This window comes from Parafrankia sp. BMG5.11 (assembly GCF_004337455.1).
Genome location: NZ_SJXI01000032.1, coordinates 44,482 through 56,799 on the forward strand (window position 1 = coordinate 44,482; position 12,318 = coordinate 56,799).

At 70.5% G+C, this 12,318-nt stretch carries 11 protein-coding genes and 1 pseudogene; 6 read left to right on the forward strand and 6 right to left on the reverse strand.

Annotation, left to right across the window (positions count from 1 at the left end):
• The first annotated feature begins 25 nt into the window (after positions 1 to 25).
• Entirely contained in the window at positions 26 to 673 is a 648-nt protein-coding gene (locus E0504_RS22340; RefSeq protein WP_112106070.1) for a hemerythrin domain-containing protein, read from the forward strand.
• Positions 674 to 801: 128 nt separating this feature from the next.
• On the forward strand, positions 802 to 1,470 hold the full coding sequence (locus E0504_RS22345) for a DUF4232 domain-containing protein (RefSeq protein ID WP_131625808.1): 669 nt from the start codon (positions 802 to 804) through the stop codon (positions 1,468 to 1,470).
• Between the two features lie 260 nt (positions 1,471 to 1,730).
• Here E0504_RS22345 and E0504_RS22350 read toward each other — a convergent pair whose 3' ends face one another.
• Positions 1,731 to 1,916 (reverse strand): AlpA family transcriptional regulator, encoded by a 186-nt coding sequence (locus E0504_RS22350; protein WP_112106072.1) that lies wholly within the window; start codon positions 1,914 to 1,916, stop codon positions 1,731 to 1,733.
• A 302-nt stretch (positions 1,917 to 2,218) separates the two neighbouring features.
• Between E0504_RS22350 and E0504_RS22355 the strand changes: the two genes are divergently transcribed.
• The gene (locus E0504_RS22355; protein WP_018502733.1) at positions 2,219 to 2,425 is read left to right on the forward strand and encodes a cold-shock protein; all 207 of its coding nucleotides are present in this window, start codon (positions 2,219 to 2,221) and stop codon (positions 2,423 to 2,425) included.
• 487 nt (positions 2,426 to 2,912) lie between these two features.
• Here the strand turns inward: E0504_RS22355 and E0504_RS22360 are convergent, their stop codons facing one another.
• Positions 2,913 to 3,455, reverse strand: coding sequence for an AAA family ATPase (locus E0504_RS22360; protein WP_235013916.1), 543 nt, complete (start codon positions 3,453 to 3,455; stop codon positions 2,913 to 2,915).
• A gap of 190 nt (positions 3,456 to 3,645) precedes the next feature.
• Between E0504_RS22360 and E0504_RS22365 the strand changes: the two genes are divergently transcribed.
• Entirely contained in the window at positions 3,646 to 4,278 is a 633-nt protein-coding gene (locus E0504_RS22365; RefSeq protein ID WP_112106073.1) for a bifunctional 2-polyprenyl-6-hydroxyphenol methylase/3-demethylubiquinol 3-O-methyltransferase UbiG, read from the forward strand.
• Between the two features lie 82 nt (positions 4,279 to 4,360).
• On the opposite strand, the gene E0504_RS22370 is transcribed toward E0504_RS22365, so the two are convergent.
• Both E0504_RS22370 and E0504_RS22375 read right to left on the reverse strand, forming a co-directional pair.
• On the reverse strand, positions 4,361 to 4,870 hold the full coding sequence (locus E0504_RS22370) for a lipocalin family protein (RefSeq protein ID WP_243657576.1): 510 nt from the start codon (positions 4,868 to 4,870) through the stop codon (positions 4,361 to 4,363).
• Between the two features lie 178 nt (positions 4,871 to 5,048).
• Positions 5,049 to 6,034: pseudogene (locus E0504_RS22375) on the reverse strand (hypothetical protein).
• Positions 6,035 to 6,260: 226 nt separating this feature from the next.
• Here E0504_RS22375 and E0504_RS22380 point away from each other — a divergent pair.
• Entirely contained in the window at positions 6,261 to 8,051 is a 1,791-nt protein-coding gene (locus tag E0504_RS22380; protein WP_112106076.1) for a LuxR C-terminal-related transcriptional regulator, read from the forward strand.
• A 66-nt stretch (positions 8,052 to 8,117) separates the two neighbouring features.
• Here the strand turns inward: E0504_RS22380 and E0504_RS22385 are convergent, their stop codons facing one another.
• Positions 8,118 to 9,647 carry an MFS transporter gene (locus E0504_RS22385; protein WP_235013917.1) on the reverse strand — a complete coding sequence of 510 codons (1,530 nt, stop codon included), beginning with the start codon at positions 9,645 to 9,647 and terminating at the stop codon, positions 8,118 to 8,120.
• A gap of 97 nt (positions 9,648 to 9,744) precedes the next feature.
• On the opposite strand from E0504_RS22385, the gene E0504_RS22390 reads away from it, so the two are divergent.
• Complete coding sequence (locus tag E0504_RS22390; protein ID WP_207974583.1) at positions 9,745 to 10,734, forward strand: helix-turn-helix transcriptional regulator; 990 nt, start codon at positions 9,745 to 9,747, stop codon at positions 10,732 to 10,734.
• Between the two features lie 57 nt (positions 10,735 to 10,791).
• Here the strand turns inward: E0504_RS22390 and E0504_RS22395 are convergent, their stop codons facing one another.
• Positions 10,792 to 12,042, reverse strand: coding sequence for an ABC transporter ATP-binding protein (locus tag E0504_RS22395; RefSeq protein ID WP_131625810.1), 1,251 nt, complete (start codon positions 12,040 to 12,042; stop codon positions 10,792 to 10,794).
• Positions 12,043 to 12,318: the final 276 nt, after the last annotated feature.

The window sequence follows — 12,318 nt, forward strand, 5'->3', positions numbered from 1 at the left end:
CGAAGGAAAAAGGGAGGGAACCTCGATGGCCCGCGCACTGATCATGGATGACCTGGCCGGTTTCGTCATCGCGCACGCCGGGATGCGCCGGGAGTTCGGCCGGCTGGCCCGGGTCGCCCGTGCCCCGCGGGACGCCGAGCACGCCGCGCTGATCGAGGAGCAGATCGCGCTGACCACCGGCGTCCTGCACAGCCATCATGCCGGCGAGGACCGGGACCTCTGGCCGCTGCTGCGCCTGCGCGCGCCGGAGGCGGCCGGCGAGCTCGACGCTCTCGCCGCCGAGCACGAGTCGGTCGACCCGCTGCTGGCCGCGGCCGCCGACACCGCCGTCGCGCTCACCGAGCGGGCTCAGGTTCTCGAGGCGCTGCACGACCTGATCAACGTGCACCTGGACCACGAGGACACGGTCGTCCTCCCGCTGATGCTCGACCATCTGACCCTGGCCGAGATGGAGGAGATCGGCCGGCAGGCACTCGCCGAGATCGGCCGGCGGCGCGCGCCCGCGGTCTTCGGGTGGTACTCGAGCGGCGCGCACAAGGAGCTGCGTACGGCCGCCCTCGCGACCGTTCCGCCCATCCCGCGCTTTCTGTTCAACCGCTTCTGGTGGCCGTCCTACCAGCGTCGCTTCGAGCTCCTCTACGGCGCCGACGAGCACGCTCTGCTGAGCGTCTGATCCGGCCGGGCCGGGCCGGGCCCGGCCGGGCACGGCGCACGATGTCGGCGTCGCGACCCTGGACCGACGCCGTCTGTCCGCGCGTGAGACGGTGCCGGCGCGGGGCCCTCGATCGTCATGGAGGACGCGTGCGACGGCCGTCAGGTGTGGTGCACCGCAGGTGGACGATCGGTCTCGTGCTGGTCGCGGCCGTCCTTCCCGCGTCGTGCGGCGATTCGGCCGGCACGACGGCGGGCTCCCCCGCGATCTCACCCGGCACCAGGATCTCGCCCGGGGCCGCGGTCTCGCCCGGCGGGTCGGTCGGATCGGGCGAGTCCGGCGCGGCTGCCGGAGCCGATCCGCGGGACGGCGCGGAGCCGTCCCCGGCGGTCGCGCGGTGCACGGCGGCGGGACTCGCCGCGTCACTGGACGCGGCACCCGCGGAAGGCACAGGCCAGCAACAGCTTCACGTGATCTTCGCCAACCGTTCCGCGGCCGGCTGCGCCCTGTACGGACACCCCGGCGCGCAGCTGCGGTCGGCGACCGGAGACACCTGGGACCTCGTGCGGTCCACCCTCGTCAATCCCACGCGGGTCGTCCTGGCGCCCGGCGAGCGGGCACACGCGACGCTGGCCTACCTGCCGACCGACCCCGGCGACGGCACCGGCAACCCTGTCTTCGCTCCGGTCACCCTCGTCCTGACCCCTCCGGACGAGCGGGACTCGCTGTCGGTCCCGTGGACGCGCGGACCCGTCCTGCGGCAGGACGGCGCCACGCACCCCGGCACGTACATCTCCGCGTTCGAACCGGGCGCCTGAAGCCTTCCCAGGTGGACGCCGCTGCCCCTCGGGCACGCGGCCCGCGTTTTTCACGTTTCAAGGCTTGGCTTCAAGGCTTGGTTGTCATCTGGTGTTGTCAGCTGGTGCTGTCAGCTGGTAACGACTTATCCGTCCTGCGCGGATTCAGCCGAACGCGATCCTCTGACCCATCTGAGCCGGGTTGGCGTGTGTCGACGTCGCGGTGTGCCGTGTAGCCCTCGTGTGGCCCGTGTTCGGGGGCGATAACGGTGCCGGGACGGTCACTCCGCGGTCCGGCCCTCCAGGAGCCAGGCCTCGACGTCGCCGGCCCGCCACAGGTCGAAAAAGGGCACGGACCGGATCGGCTCGGGAAAATCATCACGAGCGCACAGCCGCCGGGCACGATCCGCCGAGATGCCCAGCCGACGGGCGATGTCCGCGGTACTCCACAGGTCATCGGCTGTCACAACAGCATGCTACGCGTATGCCCCACAGGCGCGGTGACTGTCATCCGGGCGTGCGCGGGTCCGACGCCCACCCGGTCGCATCCGGCCACGCACGGAGCACACGACCCGCCGGCCGCTTCCTGTCCACGATCGACCGCAGGCGACACACTCGCGATCAAGGTGTACGGTGGATCCGTTGCTCTTCTATTTGGGTGCCGCCGGTCACCTTCAGGATGGCATCACCGGTGATCAGAAGTTGGAGATCACCGCGCAGATTCGGGACACCACGTGGGTGTACCGCAGCAAGCGAGCGAGGAGCGACCGTGTCAGAAGGTACTGTCAAGTGGTTCAACGCCGAGAAGGGCTTCGGCTTCATCTCAGTGGACGGCGGAGGGCCCGACGTCTTCGCCCACTTCTCGTCCATCGTGGGTGACGGCTACAAGTCGCTCGAAGAGGGGCAGCGCGTCTCCTTCGACATCGAGCAGGGGCAGAAGGGGCCGCAGGCCGCCAAGGTGCAGCCCCTCAGCTAGCACAAGTAGATAGAAGCCAGCTCGTCTTGGGGCTAGAACCTCAGTTTTTGCAGGGGTCCGACAAGCCCGATCGCGTAGCTGCGTGGCAACCGGCCCACGTCGCCATCGAGATCATTTCAAGACTTGAACGTATTCACCCTGCTGTCCGTGAAGTGCGGTTTTCGGACGCGGGGGCGCGCGAGGATTCGTGCGTTTGACATAGTTGGTGGGCATACCCAACAGTCCGGCGGTACCTCTGACTTGGGCAGACAGTTCACGTACAGACCGCGGGAACTACTGCGCGGGGACTACTGCCGCCGATCGCCAGCGGTCGGTTCGGGAGTAGGTCGGTCGATCATGGGCCGACGCGGCCGCGCCCGTGTACCCGCGGGGCTGTTGTGATCAAATATGTCGCTGACTCCTGAAGACTGAGCCCCTGGGACCCACAAGGTCCCAGGGGCTCAGTCTGTTTCGTCCCAGAAGCCAGGTCTGTTTCGGGATTCAGGTCTCATCGTGCAGTCCGGTCGAGGGGCGCCGGTGGCAGTGCGGCGACCCAGCGGCGGACCTCCCGGCGGCTGCGCAGCCGGACCAGCTCCTTCCCGCCGTTGAGCGGATCCGCGAAGCGGGCGCCGTAGCGCGTCCGGTACTCACCATGCTTGCGCCACCCCCAGCGGATCGGATGCGAGGCCCGCGGCAGCTCACGCCAGCGTTCCCGGTTGCCGTTCCACAGCGTGGTCCGGCACACGATCCGGCGGGCCGTCCTCGTCACGACCTGCCATTCGACCAGCCAGCGCGGCAGGTCCAACCAGACGACCGTGTCCGCCCGGGCCCACAGGAGCTCGCGCACGGCCGCGTAGTTGCCGTCGACGATCCAGCCGGGGGCGCCGGTGATCTCGTCGACGTCGGTCCGGAAGGCGGGGCGGGGCACCCAGCCCGGGCCGTGGTACAGCGCGTCGAGCTCGACGTGTGGCACTTTCAGGCGTTCCGCCATGTTTCGGGCGAGTGTCGACTTCCCGGCCCCGGACGCCCCCACCACCAGTACCCTGCGCACAGCGATGATCTTAATCCGGCCCTGGACCGGCGCGCGGTCGCCTGGGCAGCTGCGGCCAGCGGGTGCTCCCGGGGCAAGCGCCGTAGTCTGGGTGGACGCCAGGAGCGATGGATGGGTTATCCACAGTGACCATCGTCGCCGTCCCAGGCGCACAAGCACCGCTCCCGAACACCGAGGAGGACCGCTGCGCATGGCCATCGCGAACGGTCCGGACGGCGTGCCCATTCCGCTGCGGCCGCGACATCCGGCTGACTTCGACGCGTTCTACCAGGGGACACCGCCCTGGGACATCGGCCGCCCCCAGCCTGCGTTCGAGGCCCTCGCCGAGGCGGGGCTGATCCGCGGCCGGGTGCTCGACGTGGGCTGCGGCACCGGGGAACACGCTCTGATGGCCGCCGGTCGCGGCCTGGAGGCCACCGGCGTCGACACCGCCGCGGCAGCCATCGCCCGTGCCGATGCCAAAGCGGCCGACCGGGGCATCTCGGCTCGGTTCCTGGTCTGGGACGCGCTGGAGCTGGTCGCCCTCGACGAGAGGTTCGACACGGTGCTCGACTGCGGCCTGTTCCACGTCTTCACCGACGACGACCGCGCCCGTTTCATCGCGACCCTCGGGGCCACGATCGCCAGCGGCGGCCGCTATTTCATGCTCTGCTTCAATGATCAGGTTCCCGGGGAGACCGGACCACGCCGGGTCAGCCAGCACGAGATCCGAGCCGGTTTCACCGACGGCTGGCGGGTCGACTCCGTCGAACCGGCCGAGATCGAGATCACCATCGGGCCGAGCGCGATCCCGTCCTGGCTGGCCACCATCACCCGGCTCTGAGCACCGGTCGTCTCGGCCCGGAATCAAGGATGTCGCCACCGCCGCTTCTGCGACGGTGGCGACATCGTCTCTCTGGGTGTGATCAGAGGTTGAGCGCGTCCAGGATTCCCTGCCACACAGATCCGCGGGTCGGAAGCGTGATGGACGGAGTCAGCTCGGCGTACGCCTTACCGGTGATGTTCGCACCGTTTATGGTGCCGGTCACGGTCGAGGTGCCCTCCCAGTACGAACCCTGCGGAACAAGCGGGTTGTACAGCTCCTGGTCGGCGAGCCGGGGTGTGATCGTCAACGATCCACCAGGAACGTTGATCGACCATTTCTGTTGGTAGGTGATGCCTGCGTGTGGGCTCGTCCAGCTACCCAGCGGCGTCGAGGAGATGGTGCCGGGGGCGAGGTTCGTGGTGGTGCCGTTGGCGTTCACCCGGGTGCCGACCGTCTCAACAAGCTGGTTGTTGGCATTGTGGATGAAGTAGAGCATGTACTGCGTGTTGTCGTCGAGCTGGATGCTGAACCACTCCCAGCCTCCCGGACCAGCAGTGAAGTCACCCCACTGGTGGTCCTGCCAGGCGGTGCCGGTGACGTTCACGGGCACGCGGACGCGCCGGGCGCACCCACGGCGAGCAGGAGAAGTGACGAGGCAGCGGCGACGAATCCCACCAGCAGCGGACTTCGGCGCCGTCTCCCGTTGCGTAAGCGGTCAGGGATGAATCTCATTCTGCGGTCTCCTTTGGGGTGCGATCGTGGACGGTGTGGATTGGGGCATCGATGGATCATTCCGGCGCGCCGTCGAGCATGCCGCGGAATCCACCGGGTTCGTAGGATCCGATGACGAGCTGCTCCAGCACGCCGAGTCCGATTCGGTCACCCCAGACCGCGCGTACGACCTGCTGAACGTGCACACAGTCGGGAGCAATGGTGTCCAGTTCCGCCACCTTGAAGGTCTCGCCACCCACGGCCAGTTCGTCGTGCCATCGGCCGTGTCCCCATGTGGGGTGCAGGTAGCCGACGCCCTTCATCCGGAAGGTCTGCAGCGGCTCCAGCTCCACGGTCTCGCCCGGGGCGAGGAGCAGTGACGCTCCGGCGGAGCGCTCCAGCCAGGGCTGCCCCGCCTCGTTCTCCATCACCACGTAGTGCAGGCACTCATCGGCGAAGTTCAGCGGCGCCCACAGGAAGAACACCTGCGGCAGAGCGGTACGCGGTGCGGCGGGCGTACGTTCACCCACACCACGAATTCCCCAGGAGCGGTCCTTCGTGCCGTAGGTCCCGTCGTTCACCCGGATGTCCTGGCCGCCGGATGCGAGCTGACCGGTCCAGGTCACCATCTGGGTGGCCCGGGTGGAGTCGGTGCGAAGCTCGGTCCCGTCATACTGCGTGGCCCGCGGCTCCTCGTGAGCCGGCGTACGGGCGGTGGCGGTGAGGTCGGCGACCAGCCCGTGTTCCGCGGCGTCGACCAGGATGCGGTTGACCCGAAGCGGCTCGACGATCTCCACCGAGATCGGGCCGATGCTCGTCCGGGTCCGGTCCAACGGGATGCGCCCCGACGCGAACACCGACCGCTGCACCCCGTCGTGAACCACGCTGAAGGCGGCGTCGATAATCCCACGACTGGGATAGAGACCGAACGCGAGCGCGAAATACATCTGCCGTCGTAGCCGTTGAACCAGAACCGGTCGTAGTGATCGGGATGGCCACCGCCCGCGTGCGCGACAGGCAGTGCGGTCTGGTGAACCGGATAGTCGTCAAACGGCGTGAGCATGTAGTCCCTTTCAGCGTACGCGGGCTCGCGCCGTCAGATCGGCAGAACCGGTAGACCGGCGGCCCGCTCCTGCCAATCCCCCACCGGTGTGCCCGTGGTGGTGTGCCGGAACAGCATCGATGCCTGACCGCCGGGAATCCTCAGCGGAACTACGCAGGCGGGTACGGGGACCGTCCGTACTACGTAGCGCCTTGACGACCCCCACCGCGGCGGCCAAAGATGATCCATGCCCGCGCCAACGCCGCTGCGGCCCCTGAACGAGCTGCGGTCCCTGAACGAGCTGATGCCGGCAGAACGAACAAGCTTCGTCGGACGACGGACCGAATGCGCGGACCTCAGACGGCTACTCGGCGATGTTCGGCTGGTCACGGTGACGGGTGTCGGCGGAGTGGGCAAGACCCGGCTGGCGTTACGCACCGCGGCCGAAGCCCGGCGGGCGTACCCGGGCGGAGCCTGGTTCATCGAGCTGGCCCAACTACGCGACCCACGCCTGCTCGGGCACACCGTCGCCGCCACTCTCGGATGCCCGCCGAGGGGAGCCGACCAGCTTCTGGCGACGCTGACCGATCACATCGCGTCGAGACGCATTCTGCTGTTACTGGACAACTGCGAGCATCTGGTGGACGCCTGCGCCGAGCTGACCGACATCCTGCTGGGCGCCTGCCCCAATCTGCACGTCCTGGCGACGAGTCGGGAGTCGCTGCGGGTCGCCGGTGAGACGGTCTACATGGTCTCTCCGTTCCCGGTACCCGACGGGCACGACGCGCGCCGGCACGCCGCCTCCGACGCGACGACACTGTTCCGCGAGCGGGCACGCTCGGTCCGCCCGGACTTCGAGCTCACCGAGGACAACCGGGCCGCGGTCGGCGAGATCTGCCGCCGGCTGGACGGGATCCCCCTCGCCATCGAGCTCGCCGCGGTCAAGACCCGGGCGCTACCGCCCGCCGAAATCCTGGCCCGTCTCAGCGAGAACACGGAGATCCTGCGCCATGACGGCCGGCGCGTCGCCGATCGTCAGCGCACACTGCGTACCTGCGTCGACCGGAGCTTCGATCTCTGCACGCCGCAGGAGCGGCTCCTGTGGACCCATCTGTCGGTGTTCGCCGGCGGTTTCGAGCTCGACGCCGCCGAGGGGATATGTGGGGACGAGCGTTTCGCCGAGCCCCTGCTGGATCTGATCTTCTCCCTGGTCGACAAGTCAATTCTCACGTACGAACCCGGCGCGGAACGCGGCCGTTTCCTCCTGTTGGAGATGCTGCGGCAGTACGGGCAGGAGAAGCTCGAGGAAAGCGGCGGGTGGCAGGCGATGCGACGCCGGCACCGTGACTGGTACGCCGATCTCGCCGCGCGGGCCGACCAGGAGTGGACCGGGCCCGGGCAGCAGTCGTGGCTCAGCCTCGAGCAGGCGCTGGCCCAGTTCCGCCGTGACGGTGACCTCAACCGCGAGCAGGAGACCCTGGCTCTGCTCACCCTGGCGGCGGCGCTCACCAGCCGGCCCGACCATCTGGGCTTCGCGCTGTGCCTGGAGACGCTGGCCTGGATCGAGACCAGCCTCGGTGAGTGCGCCACAGCCGCCGTCCTGCTCGGCGCGGCGGACCGGCTCTGGGAGCGGATGGGCACCTCGACCGTCGCGCTGCCCGCCCTGTTCAGGTTCCGCCGGCGCTGTGAGGCCAGGTCCCGCAAGGCGCTCGGCAGGCGGTCCTTCGACGCCGCCTGGACGCAGGGCGCCGCCCTCTCCTCCGAGGACGCCTGCGCCCGCGCGACGAAGGGGTCGTACTCCGCCTCGCCGGCCGGCGCCGCCGGGCGGGATCCGGGCTGTCGGTTGACGAAACGGGAACGCCAGGTCGCGGACCTGGTCGCGCGGGGGCTGAGCAACAAGGAGATCGCGGCGGCCCTGGTGATCTCCCCCCGCACGGCCGAGACGCACGTCCAGCAGATACTGAACAAGCTCGGGTTCACCTCCCGCTCCCGGATCGCGGCCTGGATCGCCGACCAGCCGGCCGGGGCCACCGGATAGACCGGCAGGCCCACCCGGCCACGGGGCGGGCGGGCCACGCGCGGGCCGGCTGGGGACGGCCGCGGGTTAGACGCCGGTCGGCACTGTGGGAGCGGCCACGATCACCTGATCCGCACGATCCGGATCGACGTCGTGTGCCTGGACGGGAACGACCACTCTCAGCTGCCGCCCGCGACGCCGGGCGAGCAGGAGGGCACTCGCCGCCGCGACGAACGCGACCGCCGCGAGCGCCCAGCCGGTGCTGTACTCCGCGTCGCGGGTCGAGCCGCCGTCGGCGGCGGTGGTCAGGAACACCGTGCCGACCGTGGCGATGCCGATGACCTGGCCGAGCTGCATCAGGGTCAGCAGCAGGCCGCTGGCGTCGGCCGCGTCCTCGACCGGGACGTGTTCGAGCGTCACCGAGATGATGATCGACATCACGCCGAGTCCCAGGCCGATCAGCGCGGTGAGGATCTCGTAGCGCGCGCCGCCGCCGGCCAGCGGCCCGAGGAACAGATACGAGACGGCGGCGAACACCAGCCCGACCGGGATCAGGTTCGCGTGCCAGCTGGACGGCAGGCGCTGCCAGCTCAGCCCGACCGCGGCGAACGCGACGACGCACGGGACGAACGCCAGCCCGGAGCGCAGCGGACTCATCCCCAGGTCGCCCTGCAGGTGCAGGGTGGTGGTGAACAGGAACCCGGCCCACGACGCCGGCCCGAGCAGCAGCGTGCCGGCGGCGGGCAGCAACCCGGGCGCGCGCAGCACCCGTCCCGAGATCAGCGGACGTCGCCCGCGGGCCGCGACCCACCGTTCCACCAGGACGAAGACCACGAACAGGACGACACTCGCCGCCAGCGACACGGCCGTCCAGGCCGGCCAGCCCAGCTCGTGACCGAGGATCAGCGGCATCACGAAGAGCAGCACCGCCGCGCTGAGGACGAGCAGGCCGGGAATGTCGAGGTCGACCCCCGCGCGCCCCTCGTCCGAGGGCATGACCCGCCGGCCGACGACGAGCAGCAGCACCCCGATCGGCACGTTCACCAGGAAGACGGTCCGCCAGCCGGCGTCGAACAGGTTCGCGCTGACGAGCAGCCCGCCGGCGGCCTGGCCGACGACGACACCGCCCGCGATCACCGCGGAGAAGTAGCCGAGCGCCCGCATCCGCGCGGCACCGGCGAAATTGCGCTGGATCAGGCTCATGACCTGGGGGGTCATCAGCGCGGCGCTGACCCCCTGCAGGAACCGGAAGGCGATCAGTGAGGACGTCCCGGGTGCCAGGCCGCAGGCCAGCGAGGCCACGGTGAACCCGGCGAGCCCGGCGTTGAACACGCGCCGGTGCCCGAACATGCCGCCCAGCCGCGCACCGGTGATCAGCAGAACCGCGTAGGAGAGGACGTAGCCGGCGACGATCAGCTGTAGCCCGGCGCCGGAGACGTCCAGATCCGTCCGCAACGTCGGCAGCGCCACGTTGACGATGCTGACGTCCAGGATGGCCATGAACTGGCCGAGGAGGATGACGGCCAGCAGGGCTCCGCCGGCCGCCGGGCGCTCAGTGGCGGGATGTGGTGCCCGCGTCCGAGAGGTGTGTGCTGCTTCGACCATGAGCCTCAGCATGAGGCGGTCCGGATACTGGTAACGAGAGCCTGTCGATACTGGTACTCGCAGCACCTGGCACCGGCGCCACCCAGCGGACAAGCTGGTGGCCGTGACGATGACGCAGTCCCATGCCCTTCCGGCCGCGGCGGTCCGCAACGTACGCCCGGCGCCGGCGGGCTCGACGACGGCCGGCCCGCGGGCGACGGCCGGCCCGCGGGCGACGGCCGGCCCGCGGGCGACGGCCGGCCCGCGGGACGGGCGGCGCCGGCCGGAGCTGGCCTCGTTCCTGCGCAGTCGGCGGGAGCGCATCACCCCCGACGAGGTCGGCATGCCGCCGGGGCCCCGCCGCCGCACGCCGGGCCTGCGCCGGGAGGAGGTCGCCCAGCTCGCGGGCGTGGGCGTCACCTGGTACACCTGGCTGGAGCAGGGCCGTCCGATCAACGCCAGCCCGCAGGTGCTGGACGCGGTGGCGCGCACGCTGCGGCTCGACGCCGCCGAGCGCGAGCACCTCTACCGCCTGGCCGACACGCCCGGGCCGCAGCCCGCCACCGACGAGGCGCCGGCTCTGCCGCGGGACATGCGCACCATCCTCGACAGCCTGGACCCGCTGCCCGCGTGCCTGGTCAACGCGCGTTCCGATGTGCTGAGCTGGAACGCCGCCTATGCCGCGCTGTTCCCCATCCTCGTGAACGCCCCCGCCGCCGCGCGGAACTCGATCTGGTTCGCGTTCACGACCCCGCGCTGCTGCAACCCGCTGGTGAACCTGGACGAGCAGGCACCCGAACATGTCGCGATCTTCCGGTACCGGTACAGCCAGCACATGGGAGACCCGGGCTGGCAGGAGTTCGTCCAGCGGCTGTGCGCGGCGAGCGCCGAGTTCGCCCGGCTGTGGGCGACGCACGACGTGGCCCCGCCGCGGCCCTGCGACAAGGTGTTCCACTATCCGGCGGTCGGGGACATCGCGACCCGCTCCACGAACCTGGACCTCACAGCCCTGCCCGGCACCCGGATGGTCATCTACACCCCGGTCGACGACGAGAGCCGGGCCAACATCGCCTGGCTCCGCGACCACCCCGAGGCGACTGTCCCGGACCACCAGCACTGATCCCGCCCGCCGCACCGCCCGCCGGCCACGGCCCGGCAGGAGGGCGGGCGGCGCTCCTCAGGCGGCGGCGAGGGCGGCGGGCGCGGGGCGCAGCGTCGCGCCCGTATCGGCGTCGAACAGGTGGAGCCGGTCCGCCGCGGCGTACAGCCGGAGCCGCCCGGCGGCGGTGACGTCGGTCCGCGGGCTCAGCGCGGCGGTGAAACGGGACGTCCCCGGACGACCGCCGGGCGCGCGCCCGGATTCATCACCGGCCTCCTGGCCGGGTTCCCGGCCGGTGAGCTCGTCGTCGCCGGCGGCGAGCGCGATCGCCGCCCGTGCCGCGCTCCCGGTGAGGGCACCCGTCACCATCTCGCCGTGGGCGAGGGTCTCGGTGCCGAGCCGCTCCACAAGGTCGACGTCGACGTCGAGGATCAGGGCTGGTCCCGGCGGCGGTTCGATCTGGACGTCATGCGGCCGCACGCCGACGATCACCTCGGTGCCGGCCGACGGGGTGAGCCCGGCGGCGACGTCCACTGGCAGCACGAGGGTCTGGTCGCCGACCCGCAGCGCGACGGCATGATCCTCTGAGACCAGCCGGCCGGGGACGAGGTTGGCCGGCGGGCTGCCGATGAACGCGGCGACGAAGACGTTCGCCGGGCGGTTGAACAGGTCATCGGGCGTGCCGACCTGCTGCAGCCGCCCGTCGTGCAGGACGGCGACCCGGTCGGCCATCGTCATCGCCTCGGTCTGGTCGTGGGTCACGTAGAGCGTGGTGGTGCCCAGCGAGCGCTGGATGCGAGCGATCTCCGCGCGGACCCGCACCCGCAGCTTGGCGTCCAGGTTCGACAGCGGCTCGTCCATCAGGAACGCCCGCGGCTGACGGACGAGCGCACGCCCCATCGCGACACGCTGGCGCTGGCCGCCGGACAGCGCCCGCGGCCGCCGGTCGAGGAGCTCGGTCAGGCCGAGCGTCTCGGCCGCGGCGGCCACCCTGCTGTCGCGTTCCCGCCGGTCGACCCCGGCGAGCTTCAGGCCGAACTCCATGTTGCGACGCACGGTCATGTGCGGGTACAGGGCGTAGCTCTGGAAGACCATCGCGAGGTCACGGTCGGCCGGCGCCACCCGGGTGACGTCCCGGCCGCCGACGAGGACCTGGCCCGCGGTGGGCGCGAGCAGGCCGGCGACGATCCGCAGCGCCGTCGTCTTGCCGCTGCCGGAGGGACCGACGAGGACGAGGAACTCGCCGTCCCCGATCACGAGGCTGAGGTTGTCGAGTATCGGCCGGACATCGTAGGTGAGCGTGACGTCGCGGAACTCGATCGTGGACATGGGGCTCCCTCTTCCCTGCGGCACCTGTGCCGGACGTGTCAGCCGCCCCGACGTGCGGAATTCCGGGCGCGGAATTCCGGACGCGTCGGACGGGGGTGCGTGCGGCGCCCGACCGGCCGTGGTGGGCATTCGGGAGAGGGAGTTCCCGATGCCCGCGTCATGGCGCCGTCCGGCCAGGTTCGCATGATCCGCGCCGGCCGTCCAGACCCTCATCCGGGACGCTTTTCGACTCCTTTACGGAGTCCGCCGAACACTCTTCGGAGTCTATTTATCCGA